General features: G+C 56.5%; 15 protein-coding genes. 7 read left to right on the forward strand and 8 right to left on the reverse strand.

The features are described from left to right. Positions 1 to 13: 13 nt before the first annotated feature. From IPH10_13940 to IPH10_13955, 4 genes are all read right to left on the reverse strand, one after another. Positions 14 to 436, reverse strand: coding sequence for a DUF1801 domain-containing protein (locus tag IPH10_13940; protein ID MBK6912008.1), 423 nt, complete (start codon positions 434 to 436; stop codon positions 14 to 16). An 83-nt stretch (positions 437 to 519) separates the two neighbouring features. Continuing rightward, positions 520 to 1329: a hypothetical protein gene (locus IPH10_13945; GenBank protein ID MBK6912009.1), complete on the reverse strand. Its 810-nt coding sequence runs from the start codon at positions 1327 to 1329 to the stop codon at positions 520 to 522. Beyond that, positions 1320 to 1547 (reverse strand): hypothetical protein, encoded by a 228-nt coding sequence (locus IPH10_13950; protein MBK6912010.1) that lies wholly within the window; start codon positions 1545 to 1547, stop codon positions 1320 to 1322. Before IPH10_13950 ends, IPH10_13945 begins: the two co-directional genes overlap by 10 nt. A 20-nt stretch (positions 1548 to 1567) precedes the next feature. Beyond that, positions 1568 to 2788: a hypothetical protein gene (locus IPH10_13955; protein MBK6912011.1), complete on the reverse strand. Its 1221-nt coding sequence runs from the start codon at positions 2786 to 2788 to the stop codon at positions 1568 to 1570. Between the two features lie 537 nt (positions 2789 to 3325). Between IPH10_13955 and IPH10_13960 the strand changes: the two genes are divergently transcribed. The 7 genes from IPH10_13960 to IPH10_13990 all read left to right on the forward strand — a co-directional run bounded on the left by IPH10_13960 (position 3326) and on the right by IPH10_13990 (position 8560). Then, on the forward strand, positions 3326 to 3715 hold the full coding sequence (locus IPH10_13960) for a hypothetical protein (GenBank protein MBK6912012.1): 390 nt from the start codon (positions 3326 to 3328) through the stop codon (positions 3713 to 3715). A 316-nt stretch (positions 3716 to 4031) separates the two neighbouring features. Then, positions 4032 to 4475 carry a hypothetical protein gene (locus tag IPH10_13965; GenBank protein ID MBK6912013.1) on the forward strand — a complete coding sequence of 148 codons (444 nt, stop codon included), beginning with the start codon at positions 4032 to 4034 and terminating at the stop codon, positions 4473 to 4475. Between the two features lie 81 nt (positions 4476 to 4556). Next, entirely contained in the window at positions 4557 to 5627 is a 1071-nt protein-coding gene (locus IPH10_13970; GenBank protein MBK6912014.1) for a hypothetical protein, read from the forward strand. Between the two features lie 101 nt (positions 5628 to 5728). Continuing rightward, positions 5729 to 6097, forward strand: coding sequence for a hypothetical protein (locus IPH10_13975; GenBank protein ID MBK6912015.1), 369 nt, complete (start codon positions 5729 to 5731; stop codon positions 6095 to 6097). 9 nt (positions 6098 to 6106) lie between these two features. Continuing rightward, positions 6107 to 6931: a hypothetical protein gene (locus IPH10_13980; GenBank protein MBK6912016.1), complete on the forward strand. Its 825-nt coding sequence runs from the start codon at positions 6107 to 6109 to the stop codon at positions 6929 to 6931. A 1-nt stretch (position 6932) separates the two neighbouring features. Then, complete coding sequence (locus tag IPH10_13985) at positions 6933 to 7139, forward strand: hypothetical protein (protein ID MBK6912017.1); 207 nt, start codon at positions 6933 to 6935, stop codon at positions 7137 to 7139. Continuing rightward, entirely contained in the window at positions 7136 to 8560 is a 1425-nt protein-coding gene (locus IPH10_13990) for a hypothetical protein (GenBank protein ID MBK6912018.1), read from the forward strand. The genes IPH10_13985 and IPH10_13990 overlap by 4 nt, the downstream gene beginning before the upstream one ends. Positions 8561 to 8618: 58 nt before the next feature. Here IPH10_13990 and IPH10_13995 read toward each other — a convergent pair whose 3' ends face one another. The 4 genes from IPH10_13995 to IPH10_14010 form a co-directional block, all read right to left on the reverse strand. Beyond that, positions 8619 to 11030 (reverse strand): hypothetical protein, encoded by a 2412-nt coding sequence (locus IPH10_13995; protein ID MBK6912019.1) that lies wholly within the window; start codon positions 11028 to 11030, stop codon positions 8619 to 8621. Between the two features lie 279 nt (positions 11031 to 11309). Continuing rightward, positions 11310 to 13901 carry a PPC domain-containing protein gene (locus IPH10_14000; GenBank protein MBK6912020.1) on the reverse strand — a complete coding sequence of 864 codons (2592 nt, stop codon included), beginning with the start codon at positions 13899 to 13901 and terminating at the stop codon, positions 11310 to 11312. 130 nt (positions 13902 to 14031) lie between these two features. After that, entirely contained in the window at positions 14032 to 16074 is a 2043-nt protein-coding gene (locus IPH10_14005; GenBank protein MBK6912021.1) for a hypothetical protein, read from the reverse strand. Then, complete coding sequence (locus tag IPH10_14010) at positions 16058 to 16639, reverse strand: hypothetical protein (protein ID MBK6912022.1); 582 nt, start codon at positions 16637 to 16639, stop codon at positions 16058 to 16060. The genes IPH10_14005 and IPH10_14010 overlap by 17 nt, the downstream gene beginning before the upstream one ends. Between the last annotated feature and the right edge of the window lie 86 nt (positions 16640 to 16725).

Consider the following 16725-nt stretch of genomic DNA (forward strand, 5'->3'; position numbering starts at 1 on the left):
ACGAAAGGCAAAATCAGGTCCGGCCGGCTTCATTCTTGATCGCCTCCAGAAGGGAATCAACATTGATATCAGAAAGCTTTCTGAATTTGATGCAATATCCGGTAATGCTAGCTTTGCCAAGCGATTTCGCGTAAGTCTTGGCAAGGTGCGTCTTGTCCTTGAGGCCCATGATGTACACGGAAATGCCCGTTGTGTTCGCGCTCAAACCAATTTGAAAGAATTCCTTGGTTGAACCGTTTGCATACTTGATGGTGTAGGCACCATATCCAATGTTGGGATTGGAGACCACTTTCCCTACGGTGTTCTTGCCATCGGCGAACCACAGCTTACACTTCGGCAAAGCGCGAACAATCATCTGATGCAATTCTTGCATCTCGCCACGTTTGGGTTCTGCCAGGCTGGCGATGTATCGTTTGATTTGGTCTTGTACGGCCATGTGAGACGGTGCCAGAATGAATGTTCCACTGCGTTTGAGGCTCCGGCATCGGCTGCAACCACGGCAAGAGCGGTCGGCAGGACTTATTGCACGATCCCCGCATTCAACTCCCCCAACACCTCCGCGTACGGACTCTTCCGCACCAACGCTAACACATCCGCGACATACTCCGCGCGCCCCGGAATAAACAGCGGCCAGCCCGTGTCGAGCAGTTCGAGCGCCAGCGCGCCCTGACCCTGGTAGAGCAGCGTCACAAAATCCCGGTGCAGCTCGGCCATCGCGCCCGGCAAGAATTCATCCTCGGCGAGCGTCGTGTAGTCCTTCCACAGCTTCCCATCGCGGGATGCACGCAGCATCGCCAGCACTTCGCTCGCCGTCGGCGTGCGCGCCTGCATCAGCTCCGCATTGGGCACAAAGCCTTTGCGCGTCGCTTCCAGAATTACTTCCGGCAGCGGCGAATCGCTGTGCGGCAGCTTCCAATAATCAAACGTCAAATCGTTGACCGTCACTTCCCACAACCCGTCGCCGTCGCTGTCGCTCCACCGCCCGCCGTGATAGACCGTATCCAGCACCTCAAACTTTGTCCCCAACGCCACGATATACTGCGCGAAACAGCAGTGCGCCCCGCCTGAATAGGTTTCCACAATCGCATCCGGCACGCGGTCGCCCGTCAAATCACGCGCAATTCCCAGTGAATCGCTATTGAGCACCGTCACGAGAAAATCACTGAGCGTCCACAACACCTTGTCGCGCTTAAACACCGTCAATTCGTGCGCCATGCCGTCCTGCACCGGCGCAACCGAAAAAGTGTAATCACCGATCCGCGTCACCACCGGTTCGTCCGCGGCAAATAGGGTGGAGGCAAACATGAGTAACACGACCATTATGCGCATGCCGCACTCCCTTTCGGACCAAAGCTCGCGTAGACCTCACCGTCCGTGCCGCGCACATCCACGGTTTCCCATCCGGCGCGCTTCACCCACTCGCGCACAACAGCGTTGCGCTGCTCCTGAGCGAGCGCATAAAGCTCCTGCAACTGTTCGCGCGTCGGTTCACCGCCATACGCCGCTCGATAGAGATCCGCAAAGCTATAGGCACAATGTGATGACATGATTACCTCGTTCCCTGTCTTCATTGCGGGCCGATCGTCTTGTCCCAGCTCAGAGTCAAATCCGCGTTCAACGCAATCAGCTTGCCGTAGTGCAGGCCATCCTCGCGGCCCGAATTCGTCGTCGCCGCAATCAGCACGCCGCCATTCACCAATGACTCCGCGCCCGTCAAATACGTGCGGTCAAAATGACTCAACCCGGTTTGCGCGATGAACCCGCCGCCGATTGTGACCCTAAATACTTGGATCATCACCGCGTCCCCGCACAGCGGACGATTGCGGCAGACGAGCACAAGATCATGCGTCCATTCGCTATAGAGCACATGCACCGAATCCTGACAACCGGCAAACGGTACGCGAAAACTGTCAATGAAGGACCCGTCGCGTTCAACCATGTACACAAACGCATCCGAATAACCGTTCTGATCCGGCACGCTGCCCGCCAACACTATCGCCGAGTCACCCAAGTTGGCCGCCGAGTATGGGAAATACGGCGCGCCGAAAACGTGAGCGTCGAGAGTTCTGAATGTTTCACCCTCAGGCCCGATCAGTTTCGCTCCCGATCCGCTCGATATCGCCGCGTATTCGCCGTTCGCCAACGGATAGTATGTATTCAGCAATACCGAGTCGCCGCCGCTGTCCTCCGTCCACAGCAGCTCGCCGTGGCTCGATACCTTGCATAACCGCGTGCCCCCGCCAAGGCGCGGACCGATAAACAAAAAGGCGCCGTCCGTCGTGGCATGAATCCGCGTCTGTTTGTATGATAGATCGTAATCGTCGTAGCCAAGACCAAACAGATGATCCGACAGCACCGCGAAGTGAGTGACCTCACGCACCGCGTCAAGCGCGATCACAACCGGCGCCAGGCCTTGGTTGCGTCCGTCCCAAAAATAATCAAAGGCTGCAAACGTTGTCGTGTCGCCGTGCACCTGCACCGCCTGCACTGCGCCAGAGAAGTATACCCCTTCGCGCGGAAAATCATCGGTCCACATTTCACTGCCCGCCGTGTCGTATCGCCGCGCGAGCGCGCGGTTCCACGGACCCGGACACGAGCAATCTAACGGCGAGCGCTGTTCACTCTCGACGTGCTCCCAGTCCAGCATCATGGCGGTCATCTCGCCGCCGTGAACGTCAACACCCAGCAGCAGCATTTCCGAGTCGAATTTGGGGCAGTGGCAGTCCGGGCCGTTCAACCCGCAGCCGCACAGCATCATCCCCGTGAGGACTGTCGCGACGTACCGCATACTCTCCTCGCGCAAAGTTGTCGCTGATAACCCAACAAAATACGAATTTCCCCCCTAATTTCCAACCTAACGCACCCCTAACTCGAACCCACGAGAGGAGTTACAACCGCAAAATGTAAGGGACTTCGTCACAGCGAAATTCCCCCCGGGTGTCGTCCACGTCGCTTCCCCATGCGCAAAAAAGAGCGCATCCAATCAAAACGATACGTTGTTTAAATACAACATTCGCCTATCTTCAACTCCTGTCGTATCTTGAATAATGATTTAATAAAAACAATATATTATGAATAACTCCAATATCTTCAGAGAGGCCGACCCGAGGCAACATTTACCAGATATGCCTCCAGAATCGTAACTTCAATAAACTGCAAATCTAATATTTCAAATCTTTTATTAAGAAAGTATCACAACTTTTTTGAACAAATGGGCCATGGAACTCTGTTGAAAACAATCACTTGTGGTATTTATGCAGAAAATGCTTGACATCCGGTCTCTTTTATCGTACATTATGCCTGTCCACAACGGAGACCCTATTCTATGTCTAAGCCTTCCTCGCATCCCCTCATTACGGCCCAATCCCTCCTGGCCGACCCCACCAACCTCGATCTCGATACCCTTGGGCAACAACTGAATATCGCCGCCATCGAAGCCGATGCCCAGTCCGCACTCATCGCCCTATACGAGGACGAGCTCCGCCGCGAACTGCGCGCTAAGGTAGATTTGGCCGGACCGATCCCCACCTGCCCCGATCCGGAACTGGCCTTCACCCTCAGTGGCGAACAGCTCTTGTCCGCCCGCCGCCAAGCATCCCTCCACTTCAACCGCGTCTTTCAACTCGCCCCGATCGCGCGGAGCGCTAAACCCTCCTCATCGTCCCGCCTGCCGCAAGACCTGTTGCTCCGCACAGGCCTCGGCAACCCCGCCTGATCCCCCCCGCAGAGTTTCGCTCAAACCCAACGCCCCGGCCATCCCCCGCGGACATCTCGCGTCGGCACCCGCATGTCCTTGTCACGACAAGGAGGCTCCGAGTCTCTCGCGCACGGCCAATTTCCCCATAGGAGCGATCACACTCTGATCTCCCCCCGCGAACGCGCGGGGGGAATATTGGGGGGAAGCACTCACAAATAATCTCTTCTCCGAGCGGGGATGAAACGCGTCCGCGCGACTCCCCGCCGGAATCCGCATTCCACGCGGCGGCACCGCTGCGAGTGCCCCGCATCATCCACCAAACAGCACACAACACATGTCTTCAACCTACAAAGTCAACAACGAGGGAGCCGGTGCCAACCTGCTCCTAACCTTCGAAGTAGATACCACTGCCAACAAAGACTTCACGTGGACCGACATTGACAACAACCTTACCGCTGCCGCAATGGCTGACAATAACAAAGTCGGCATGGGCTCGGCCGGTTCGCGCCTAATCGGCAAAGTGATCTCCGTCTCTGACGAGCTCGCCAGCGGTACCGCCGTGCCCGCCTTGTCCACCGTGCAAGTCACCGGCGTGGCGCGCTTCCTCTATTCCGGCACCGCGCCGTCCGTCGGCAACAAAGTCGAGTGCGACGGCACCGGCAAAGTGCGCAAAGCCTTGACCGCGACCGATGTTCCCGCCGGCGGCACCGCTCATCGCGGCCTTGTCATCGCCGTGGACACCACCAACACCACCTGCGACGTCCTCCTCGACGCTTAGGTCCACTTCGCTCGAGGCTTTCCGGGGCGGCCGGGTCCCTCCGCATCCATCCTTCATCACTCACCACTCATCATCCCCAACATGACTCTCGACTTCTCCCAAGCCTATACGCTCCGTGACAAAATTCAGGAGCACTCCCGCAGCGGCAACTTGTCGCTCTATTCCGAAGCGCAAGAGCGCGGCCTTACCTTCACCGAAATGCTCGAAGAGCTCGATCCGTCGCCGCGCAAGCCCGACGGGTCACTCGACGCGCCGCTCGATGCATTCGAACGCCAGCTCTTCCTCGCCGATATCGCCATCGCCGGACGCAATGCCACCACGCTCGAACAGTTCCTCTCCGGACCCGGCATGATCCTCGCACCCGAATACGTCTCGCGCGAAATCCGCCGGGGCTATAAGCTCGTCCAAGACCCCGAAGAGCTCGTCGCCGCCATCGTGCCCGAACGCGGACCCACCGTCACCCCGCTCTATATCAAGACGGACTTCGCCAAGAAATCGCAGCGCCGCAACGACTCCGCAGCCTACCCCGTCGTCAAGCTCGCCTATCGCCAGAAAGAAGCCGGAATGGTGGATCGCGGACGCCAGTTTGACTTCAGCTATCGCATGCTGAAGAATCAAAAGCTCGCCGAGTTCCGCGTCTTCCTGTGGTGGATCGGCGCACAGCTCGCCAACGATGAGATCGCCGAAATCTACAACATCGTCATCAACGGCGACGGTACTTCACCCGCCCCGGCCAACGTCTTCAACGGATCCGCTGGAACCTTTGCCTACACCGACCTCGTGCATCTCGCCATGTCGTTCGACGGACCCGCGCGCATGACGCACCTGCTCGGTGCCAAGTCCGACATCGAAGCCGTGCTCAAGATCAACGAACTGCAGGACGCGCAGGCGTTTCAGGGCGGTGCGTTCCAGAGCACCGGCGATTATCGCACCTTCCTGCCGCTTAACACGCGTCTCGTCGCCGTCGAAGGCGCCACCGCCACGAAACTCGCGGCCCTCGACCATCGCTTCGCCATTCGCGAATCGGTCGCGCAGCCGCTGCTGATCGAAGCTGAAAAAATCATCACGCACAAGCTCGAATCCGCCGTCGTGTCGAAAGAATCCGTCTATACCGTCATGGTGGACGAAGGTATCGCTATGAGCGACTACTAAGTCGCCGCGCCGCCCGCTCCCTCCCCCCGGGTCGTCCCGGGGGGAAGCGGGACGGCAACGCGTCCATCCCCCAACCTTCACTCCAATTCCCCTCCCCACACATGTGCAAAGCCACACTTGCCTACGCGCTCGCCAGCCAACCGCTCCAGATGCTCCACTTCAGCGGCACCGTGACGACCGCATCCATTCACCTGCCCACCGCCGGAGGTATCGCCGGTGACGGCATGCCGATCCCCTACGCCGGCACGCTGATCAAGATCATCGTCTTCGACGGATCCACCATCCGCACCGATTCCACCAACGTGCAATTCGCCGCCAACGATCGCTTCAGTCTCTATTGCCAAAACGTCGGCGCGACCTTCACCCTCAAAACACGCGTCAACGGTGTGTCGAGCAACTTGCAAATCGCGTCCGTTCCCTTCAATTCCACCCTGCAGGTCACGCTGGTCTTCGCGCTGAACCGCAACTAAGGAGCCGACATGCCCTTCATTGATTTACCAACGGTCCGCAAGCATCTGGTCGCCGCCAATATCCCGGCGCTGAAAATTGAAAACACGCGCGTGACCATCACTTCGCTCGGACCCGTGCCACTCGAACATGCCAATTTGGTGGCCAATTCCGAAGCCGTCAGACTCTTGGCTTCCGACGTGCCATATCTCGAAAGCGCTTTGGTGGTCAGTAACGAAGAACCTGTCGGGCTGGCCTTCAAACAGATCGTGCCCGGTACCGTTGTCATTGCCGCGGACCGCGCCTTGACGACCGTCTTCACCGAAGAGACGGACTATCAGGTGGACCACACCGCCGGATCGATAACGCGGCGCGCCTCTGGCGCCATCCCCAACTTCTCACCCGTCTACGTCTGGTACAGCTACTACACCCAATTTGAGATCACCACCGACTACACGCTGGACTTCGCGGCCGGAACGATTCGGCGCGTGGCCGGCGGCGCCATCCCCGAAGGTGCTAACGTCTATGTAGACTATTTCGTCTCGCAGGGCTCCGCCGAAGATGTGCTCATTGATCAGGCGATCATCGAAGTACAGGACATTATCGTGCGCGGCTTGCGCCCGGGATATTCGGCAAGCTCCACAGATCAGGGCCTTAAGACCGGCGCGTGCTATCTTACACTCGCCCATGTTGCCCGCTGCATGAGCGCGCTGGTCCTCACCCGCAGCACCGGCACCGACGCCAATTCGCGCGCCCGCGAATGGATGACGCTCGCCGAAAAGTGGGAAGCCCAAGCCTGGAACATCCTTGCCCCGTTCGTCACTCCGCATCTGATGCGATCCAGCGTCGTGGAGTGAGATGAACGTCTTTAGCGAAGAAGCCAAACAATCGGTGCTCGAAAACCTCCTCGAACTCGCCCGCTCAAGCTCGAGCATTCCCGCCGTCAAACTCTACCTCGATCTCGCCGCCGGTCAATCGCCCGCCGAAGCCCTCACCGTCGAGCAGGCTCTGCTGATTCTGCGGCAGGCCAACGACGCCCCCGAAGATCGCGAGATTCAATCATGACTCACGCCGAATTCTCCGAACTCGCCCGCTGCTGCCGCTCACCGTGGTATTTTCTCACCACGCATGTCAAAACGCAGGATCCGCGGCATGGCGCCCGCGCCTATCCGAGCTACGATTACCTGCGCGCCGTGATTGAAGACGCCCAGCGTCGGCAGTATCTGCTCGTCCCCAAGTCGCGGCAGATGATGGTCACATGGAGCATGGTGGCACTCTATCTCTGGCGCGCCCTGTTCCAACGGCCCGGCGACTATCTCTTCCTCTCGCGTAACGAACGCTGCGCCGAAGAGCTGCTCGATCGCGTTCGCTTCATCCTCGAACATCTGCCTCCGTACATGCGCCCGACTTTCGCTGTGGACAATAAATCCGAGTTGGCCTTCGACGGTCTGCATACGCGATTGCTTAGCCTGCCCGCGACACCCGACGGACCCCGAATGTACTCTCCCGCCGCCGTCTTCTGGGATGAGATGGCCTTCACGCCGTTTGATCAGCAAATCTGGACGGCCCTGCAACCTGCCATCGAGAGCGGCGGTTCCTTCGTTGGCGTCTCATCCTCCGGCGGCGCGCACAACCTTTTTGCAAAACTCGCCCAGTCGAGTTCAACTCGTCATCCAGAACGCAGTGGAGGATCGCCCGGCTCCGACTCGCTTCCTCCGTTCACGGAGGAGGAGCCGGAGCCGGGCGGCTTCCACATCCACCGCATCCACTACTCCCAACACCCCGAACGCAACTCCGCCTGGCAAGCCCGCGCGTCGCAGGGGCTGTCCGTATCGCAATGGCAGCGCGAACAGGAAATCTCGTTCGCGCCTATCGAGGATTTGGTCTATTCCGAATTCGATCCGGCCGTGCACATCCTCACGGAAGAGTTTCATCCGCGGCCCGAGTGGGAACTCTATCGCACGATTGATTTCGGCTATCGCAAACCGTTCGTCTTGTGGCTGCAAAAACTCCCTGCCGGAGAGTTCGTCGCCTTCGCTGAATGGCATGGCAAAGATGCCACCACCGAAGCCATGCACGCCGCTCTCACTCGAACCGATATCTTGTTCGGCCTCTCCGAGTCCGCTTTCCGCTGGACGGCCTGCGATCCCGCCGGCGCGCATGCCCAAGACAGCGGAATATCTCCCGTGGACTATCTCGCGCGCCAGGGAATAAAATTGCGCTATCGGCCGTCGCGCATTCTCCCCGGAGTCGAGCGCGTCAAAGCCGCGCTGCGCGATGCCACGGGGCGCGTTTCCCTCTTCATCTCGCCACGCTGCCAGAAGCTCATCCTCGACCTCCATCGCTATCGCTGGAATGCCGCCCGCGATGAACCGCTGAAGGATGGCGACAGCGACCACTCCCTCGATGCCCTGCGGTACTTCTTCGTCAATCACGATGCGCAGGATGACCGCATCCCGGCCGGTCCGCGCATCGCAAGATGGTGACACAAAAAAAACGGCCCGGTTGCCCGGGCCGCTAAAAGCCAATCAGATTTCGTCAGACCTAATGCTTCTCTTCGTTCAACAATTTCGCCGGATCAGAGACTGGTGCCGACACCGGGGGCACAAAACCGCAATCCACAACCAGCACTGCGTTGACATACGACGGGAACGGACCAAAGAGCATCTCGGAATTGTGGCCCGGTACGCAATAAACCTGAGCATAGTCCAAATAGCCTGATGGAAATACTGCATTCTGATTGGTCGTCAGCCAGACGTGAACATTCCCCGCGCGCGGCTGCCACCAATTCAGGACGATATTGTCCGCTGGGGCCCACTTGATGGTCACGCTGTCCGCCGGAAGACACGGACTTCCCAGACAAAACGCCAATTCTTCGGCAATCCCGGAAGGATGGATGTTGTCTCCGGCAATGGAGGTTGACCAATACCACTGACAACCCGCGTCTCCCAATTTCGCAATGCTCACGTTGCCGCTCGGGATGCCGCACGGCGGATCAAGCACAACATCGTACTGCGACAGGTGAAAGGCGTCAAAGTAAACTTCCGGCAATTGCAAGCCCGTCGCCGTGACATCGTACTGGCACGTATTCGCGCCATCGGTGAATTCTATACGAAACGTCTCCGGTGCGCCGTTGCAAACGACCGGAAACCCCCAGAAGCGCGCTGAAGAAATCGCAGTTGCGGATGCATAATTGTCGAAGTGAACAACCCCGTAATCAACGTGCGACACATGACCCGTTCCGGGTTCTGTCGGCATCATCGGAGGCTGGCTGACCACGCCATTCTCCGGGCACTGTGGGCGCACTGGACAAGGAATATCACAACTCGGCCCTTCGGTGAAAACACCGCCGAAGTCATTGCAAATGGTCAGGCTGGTGAAAAGACAGCTGGGGCTGTCATACAAGTCACCATAACAGCAGCGCCCGGTGCAGGTGCTCACGTCTAAGACAAATGGGCCACAGCCTTCCGAATAGTGTTCAACCGTCAAATAGTAAGTGCCGGGCATCAGCTCCACGCAACTGATCTTCGACAATCCAACACCGCCGCAGCCGTCATCATTGTCCGCCAGTACACTACTGTTGCAGAACGTGGACAAATAAATATGGCTGTCCCATATACTGTCGCCATTGCACATCGAAAACGTCCAGTCAGAAGCGAAGGGAATGTTCACCATGTACGTCAAGTCTTCGCTGGCAGCAAGACTGTTGTGGTTGCCTGCGCCGCAAGTATTTCCCGCAATCGTGCCCGGCGCTTGCAAGAATGCATCAATTCTGCACCCGCTGCAAGGCAAAGCGTCAACACGCACACGGTATTCGCGGAAATCACTGGCAATATTAAGCGCGTCAGTGGCAAGAAGTAGAGTATATTCCCCCGGTTGAACACATGGAACTCTGTACGTCACCGTCGAACAGGGAAAGGCCAGAAACTGGTTGAAGTAAGTCGTGAAGTTGCAATCAAAAGAAGGATAACTGTTGAGCTGAAGCCGCAGCGGCACCTCGGTTCTCAGCGTGATATCCAGTGAGCAAGGCTCAAAAATCTGGAAATAGTACCAATCCTCGTCATGGTGCCCGTTCGCGGCCCAGGTGCGGCCGCAAACCGTTTGAAAAAGATTGATACTTTGAACGTCATTGTACCCGTTACAAAAGTAGTTACAATCGTAAACAGGGTCGCCACCTACTTCCTCAAACCCGCATTCAGAAACATCACCCGGCTGGCACTCAATACCGCAATTTCCCGTGATATTCAAAACATAGCTGCCCGCGTTGTTGTTGTACCCGTCCACGATAATATAGTAAACCTGTCCAGCCGTCAAAAACAGCGACAAGTACGATTGAAAGCTCGGACTACTGTCGTCGTTACATCCAACAGAAAAAAGACCGGGACATGCGCCTAATGTATGCACATACAGATAGGTATCATACGACGATCCCATCAGCGAAATATTGTAAAAATCGCTCACGGTCGGCGTAAACTCGTAAACAACATCCGGAGCGTTCGTCGAGTTGCACGGACTGATTGGACTGAAATCATTCGCAAGTCCGACAGTCGATCCGGTATCATAGAACGGAATTTCCGTAATGACCAATCCCGGGCAATCGTCTTCACCTTGATCCAGTGGATTGCGCTCTTGATTCTCGGGACGAAGCGCATACAACTCGTTGAGCTGCTCTTTCAAATTCGCGAAGCTCACTTCGTCAATGGTCTGAGGCGAGCCGTTACCGAATGCCTGACGTTGAAGTTCCGAAATCTGTGCCTCGAGGGGCGACAGTTCATTGGAGCGGATTATCGTCGATTGACCGAAGCCATCTACTTCGATCGCATGCAAAGTCTTCTTGGTCGCCTCACTCGAATGGGTCTCTAATTCTCGCTCGCCAACCGTCGGCGCGACACTTGATGAGGCTTTCTTCGCCTGCAACTGTGCAGCCAACTCGTTCAACGAATTGAGCGGTGCCACTTTCGCTGTCGACCCTGCCACCACAACGGCAGTCATAACAAGAACTAACACAAATACCTTCATCGACTCCGTCTCGCTTTCCTGAGTTGTTAACGTAACAGCACAAAGTCGGTAATATTACAGGCGTTGTCAACTTTTCTCGACAGATTTTCAACAATTCTGCATGGCTCCAACGAACCACTTTCCCGCCCCCGTTCGGCGATCATTGCCGCAAACAAAAGCGGCCCGATCACTCGAGCCGCCTTTTCCTTGCTAACCTGCCGGACGGGATATCGTGAACTACTTCAAGATGTCCAGCTTACGGAAAACTCCATCCATTGCCGGATTCGGCTCATGCAATGCCGGACCCGAGCAAGACACCGTCAATACGGCATTCAGATACGGCTGGGCCGTGAAGAACGTGCCGCTCTGGTGGCCCGGTACGGCAAACAGCGATCCGTAAAATGTATAGTCCGCGGGATAGACCGCATTCGGACTCGTCGCCGTGTACAAGTTCACGAAGCCGGACTGCGTCTGCCACCAATTCAAAACGTATAAGTCCGCGGATTGCCAAAGTATCGTCACGCTGTCCAGTGGCACGCAACTGAACCCGAGACAGAAGGCCTGATCGCCCGCAATCTCCTGGTATAAGCTGCCGTTGAGCCGCTGGATCGCTTGGCCATTGCCGTCGGCGGACGCCATCCAGGCGAATCCGCATCCCGCTGGATTGCTTCCCCGCGCAGAGAACCAGCCCGACGTGATGGTGCACGGCGGGAACAACTCAGCGTCGTATTGATACATCGGATAAATGCCAAAGTAGGTCAATCCCGTCGCCGTCGGCGTCAACTCAACATCGTAACTCTGCGTTACGTTGGTCACGCTGTCCACAAACGATAGCTCAAATGGCGAGGGGGTTTCAACACACAGACCACCCCAGGCGCCCCAGAAGCGCACCGAGCCGATCTCGCCCGGCACAGTGTAATCGTCATACACCTGAAAACCATTTCCGACGTCGCTGAACGGAACAAACGGTGATTCATCCGGCAGCTTCGGTTGCTGCGTGAATATTGTCAGCTCGTCTTCATTGCAGGTCGGACGGACAAAACACGCGCCCGAGGAACACGGCTCCATGTAGCTGAACACGCCCCCTAACGCGAGACATGCGTCAGGACCAACGTACTCACAGGAGGGATTGATCGGATCGCCGTAACAGCACGAGCCTAAACACTCGAAGACGTTTAACTGAAACGGTCCGCAGTCCCCGGTGCTCCAACCCTCGATCGTGACATAGTAGCCGCCAGGTTGCAACGGGACGCAGTCAATCGTCGAAAGTTCAAAGCCGCCGCAGCCCGCGTCAGCTTCGGCGATGACCCCGCCGCAGCAGGCCGATGATAAATACAGGTAGCTGTCCCACACGCTGTCGTCGTTGCACATGCTGAAAGTCCAATTCCCCGCGTAGGGAATATTCACCCAGTACGTGTAATCCTGCGAATCGCGCAGGTTGCAATCGTTGCCCGTCACGCAGCTATGCCAGGCGCCCGAACCCGGCGCGTTGATCGCCGCGTCAATCCGGCAGCCGTTGCAGGGAATCAGCTCCAGAGATACGCGATAATCCCGCATCTCATTCACGCCCGTAAACCCGGTCGTGCCAACCCACAACGTATAGTTGCCCGGCGCAAAACACTGCGTAATGAACGTCACCGTCGAACACGGGTAGCTGAAAGATTGCACGAAGTAAGTAGAGAACGGACATGTGTTCGCGCCGCTGCCAACCAGAATCGTCGTCGCGGTTTCGCTGCGGAGTCTGATGCGCAGCGAGCAGGCTTCCGTCAGCGTGAATCCGTAGAAATCCGTGTCACGGCGGCTGGACCCGAACGTGTCCACGTACGTGAAGATCTTGCCGCAGATCGTCTGATACGGACTGATCATCTGCCACGGTTGGATCGGACTCTGGTTGTTGCAGGCGCCGTTGCAATCTTCCGTACGGTCCCGGTCGTCACGGAACTCATTCGCGCATTGCAAGACGTCGCCCGGCTCGCAGGGGACCGCGCAATTGTCAAAAACATTCAGCGTGTACGCGCCCGACGCAGTGCTGAAGCCGTCCACGACGATGTAGTAGACTTGCCCGGCGTTGAGCGTTACCGTGATCGAAGACAGCGTGCCCGAGCCCCCGTCGTCATCACAGGCCACATGCGCCGTTCCCGGACACGCGCCGCTCGTGTTGACATACAGGTACGTGTCGTAGCTGCCGCCTTCGGTGTTGATCGTGTAGCTCTGCGTCGCGGGCGGAGTGAATTGATAGATCACGTCCGGTGCGTTACTGGAGTTCGGGCAGTTGACATCCAGTTCCGTATAGTTGTTGGCCCGACCTACCGTCGTGCCGATATCCGTGTAGGGCAAACCGGCAACCACCGTGGCCGGACAGACATCCGCGCCCTGATCCAACGGATTACGTTCGCGATTTTCCGTCCGCTGCGCATAGAGTCCGGCCAGCTGATCCTTCAGACTCAGCATCATGCTTTCATCCGGCTCAAGCGATCCGTAACCGCCGTCCATTTGAAACTCCAAATCACGAATCTGCTGCTCCAGCGGCGATAACGCCTGCGGGCGAATCACCGCGCCAACGGCAAATCCGTTGTCAGCCGGAAGGGAAGGCAGAGAAACTCGCACATTCGCGGCATGCCCTCGCACCAAGGGTAGCAGCTCTTCCAGCCGCGCCTGCCAGGCAGGGTCAACGGGAAAACCAGCCTCGCGTGTGGCCAGCATTCGGGCCTCAATCTCAGCAATTTCAACCGCTGCCGAACTAAGACCGGCGGACGACACAACTTGCTGGCTGCCGGCAAACAGCGCCGACCAACAGGCCAAACCCAAAAAAATCAATAATCTCTTCATCGTGTTCTCCTTATACGTTGAATACTACCAATATAGTCTATTTACCCTCATGAAACAACAAATAGCCTCGCTACCAAAACAAAAGCGGCCCGGTTGCCCGGGCCGCCTAATCAGCAAATCTCGAAACTGACTACTTGATATCTTCCAGCTTCATAAACACTGGATTCGTGGGAACTCCGGCCGCTGATGTCGGAACGCCACAGTCCAAGGTCAAAACGTAGATCACCTCTGCCGACGGATCCGGTGCAAAGAACGAGTTGCTGTACGATCCTTCCGGGACATAGAAGTTAAACAACTCCGTGTAAGTCGCCGGGAACACCGCGGTCGGATCTGTTGACCACCACGCACGCACTACTCCCGCTGGTTGCCACCAGCTTAGAGTGTAAGCATCCGGAACGTCTGGAAACAATTTGATCGTTACACTGTCGGGCGCAACACACCCGGCGCTCAAACAGAAAGCCATTTCCACAGGTAACTGAACGATCTCGTATTGGCTTTCGTTCTGAAGAATTGTGTATCCTAATTGCCCATTGCCGAGCACAGTGTTGAACCAGTTGAAGTAACAAGTCGGCGAAGATGTTTCCGCAATGCTTAACCAACCATCGGTGATAGTACAAGGCGGATTCAGTTCGGCCGTGTACTCCAATAATTGATACACGCCGAAATAAACCAACGGGAGCTCGTTCGCTGTCAATGTGACATTGTAAGTCTGCGTTTGGTTGTTCACGCTGTCAATGAACGTAATCTCGAAACCATGAGGGACTGTATCGCATTCTTGGAAAGCGAAAACACCCCAGAACCGAATGGAGCCGATAGCCGAAGATACCGAATAGTCCTCGTAAACCCGGAATCCCCCCTCTGAATCCGATTGGGATGAACCAAACGTTTCGCCCGGAACAATGGGCAACTGGCTGAAGATCACCTCACCGTTGCCGCAGTCAGGGCGTACGTAGCACGCACCGGTCGAACACGGCTCCTGAGCTGTCCATGCTCCGCCTAATGCATTACAATCGCTTTGTGAGATATAGTCGCAAGCAGGAAATAGAGGATCTCCGTAACAGCAGGAACCCAAACACTCAAAGACGCTCAGGGCAAACGGGCCGCAATCGTCCTCGAAGTATCCTTCCACCGTCAAGTAGTAAGTGCCTGCCGTGAGAGGCACGCAGCTAATCACGGACAAGCCGACTCCGCCGCAACCATCGTCATCAGCACCATAAATCGGGCCGTAACAGGGGCTGGTGAGATACAACACTTCGTCCCAGATACTGTCGTCGTCGCACGTCGAGAACGTCCAGTTGCCGTCATAGGGGATGTTTACGGCAAAAGTGTACTCTTCGCTCGGACGCAGATCATTGTCGTTTCCAGCGCCACATGTATTCCACGCGCCCGTGCCGGGTGCTTGCAGATACTCGTCAACCTGACAGCCGCTGCACGGGATTAGATCAACACGCGCGCGATAGTTGCGCGGCTCGCTATAACCCGTTTGACTGGCAGGAAGAACGGCTAGGGCGTATGTGCCTGGCTGGATACAATCCGTCACGAATGTCACTGTCGAGCACGCATACGTCCAAGTGAAGAAATTGGACGCGAACACGTAGGGGCAAGAGCCTTGAATCACAATCATCTGTGACGCAAATTCAGCGTTGATCGTGAGCGCAAGCGAACACGGCTCTGTAACTGTAAAACGATAGGTGTCCACGTCCCGAAAGGGGTTGCCTGCGACGGTCAAGTAGGTGAACCCAAGACCACAAATGGTTTGGAACGGCGTGATCTCCTGCCATGATTCGCTGCCGCCAAACTCGACGTTCTGACAAGAACCATTGCAGTCGACTGTTTCGAATCCCGGGATGGGGTTCTCAAAGCACTCGAAGATATCACAGAAAGGGATGGGGATTTCACAGAGGTCGTCGATGAACAAAACGTAGTCCCCTTCCCTGCCCGTGCTATATCCGTCTACAATGATGTAATAAGTTTGTCCGGCGTTGAGAACTACTTCAACATAAGACTGCAAGCCAAAGAAGTCATCGTTGCATGCCACCTGAGTCGTACCCGGACAACCGCCATCGGTGTTCACGTAAAGATACGTGTCGTAGGACGAAGCGGCGAGGCTTATGCTGTACGTCTGAGTGGACAGCGGTGTGAACTCATAAATCACATCATTGGAAGCACTCAACTGCGCAGGGCGCAATCGGATTGAAGTCGTTGCCCATGCCGACCGTCGTGCCGGTGTCCCCCCAAGGGACTTCGGGCACAACCACACCCGGACAAACGGAACTGCCCTGATCAAGCGGATTGCGCTCGCGGTTTGCCGGTCGCTGCGCATAGAGCGCGTTCAACTGCTCTTTCAAGCTCGCAAAGGTGACTGGGTCAACACCCTGGAACGACAGACCTCCGGAAAGCTCAAATTCGAGAGCACGAATCTGCTGCTCGAGCGGGGTCAACTCCGTTGGACGAATCACCGCACCCGCTGCGAAGCCTCTTTCTACTTGAAAAGCCTCGAGGCCCGCTGGCACCTTGCTGGCGTGACCCCTTACCAGTGGAACCAGCTCTCGAATGCGAGTGGTCCAAGCGGGATCAGGTGTCTGCTCTGAGGCTTTTGCCTTGGCAATCATGTCCTCAAGTTCAGCAAGTTCAGTCGCTGGTGATTTCACATTCGACAACAACGATGCACTCGGATTAGCTGCAATAGCATAGAATGCACAACACAGAACAACAATCAGTATCGACAATCTCTTCATCTCTTCTCCATGGGATTGGGTATTCCACAACTTAATATAATCTGACTATCTTTGTCAACTATTTGAGTGGTGTACAAACAAAAGCG

Source organism: bacterium, assembly GCA_016702305.1.
GTDB lineage: Bacteria > Electryoneota > RPQS01 > RPQS01 > RPQS01 > JABWCQ01.

Coding starts and splice junctions, on each gene's coding strand:
- IPH10_13950 (MBK6912010.1), bottom strand. CDS start 1,547: ATGTCATCACATTGTGCCTATAGCTTTGCGGATCTCTATCGAGCGGCG.
- IPH10_13945 (MBK6912009.1), bottom strand. CDS start 1,329: ATGCGCATAATGGTCGTGTTACTCATGTTTGCCTCCACCCTATTTGCC.
- IPH10_13975 (MBK6912015.1), top strand. CDS start 5,729: ATGTGCAAAGCCACACTTGCCTACGCGCTCGCCAGCCAACCGCTCCAG.
- IPH10_13980 (MBK6912016.1), top strand. CDS start 6,107: ATGCCCTTCATTGATTTACCAACGGTCCGCAAGCATCTGGTCGCCGCC.
- IPH10_13940 (MBK6912008.1), bottom strand. CDS start 436: ATGGCCGTACAAGACCAAATCAAACGATACATCGCCAGCCTGGCAGAA.
- IPH10_13990 (MBK6912018.1), top strand. CDS start 7,136: ATGACTCACGCCGAATTCTCCGAACTCGCCCGCTGCTGCCGCTCACCG.
- IPH10_14010 (MBK6912022.1), bottom strand. CDS start 16,639: ATGAAGAGATTGTCGATACTGATTGTTGTTCTGTGTTGTGCATTCTAT.
- IPH10_13960 (MBK6912012.1), top strand. CDS start 3,326: ATGTCTAAGCCTTCCTCGCATCCCCTCATTACGGCCCAATCCCTCCTG.
- IPH10_13965 (MBK6912013.1), top strand. CDS start 4,032: ATGTCTTCAACCTACAAAGTCAACAACGAGGGAGCCGGTGCCAACCTG.
- IPH10_13985 (MBK6912017.1), top strand. CDS start 6,933: ATGAACGTCTTTAGCGAAGAAGCCAAACAATCGGTGCTCGAAAACCTC.
- IPH10_14000 (MBK6912020.1), bottom strand. CDS start 13,901: ATGAAGAGATTATTGATTTTTTTGGGTTTGGCCTGTTGGTCGGCGCTG.
- IPH10_13970 (MBK6912014.1), top strand. CDS start 4,557: ATGACTCTCGACTTCTCCCAAGCCTATACGCTCCGTGACAAAATTCAG.
- IPH10_13955 (MBK6912011.1), bottom strand. CDS start 2,788: ATGCGGTACGTCGCGACAGTCCTCACGGGGATGATGCTGTGCGGCTGC.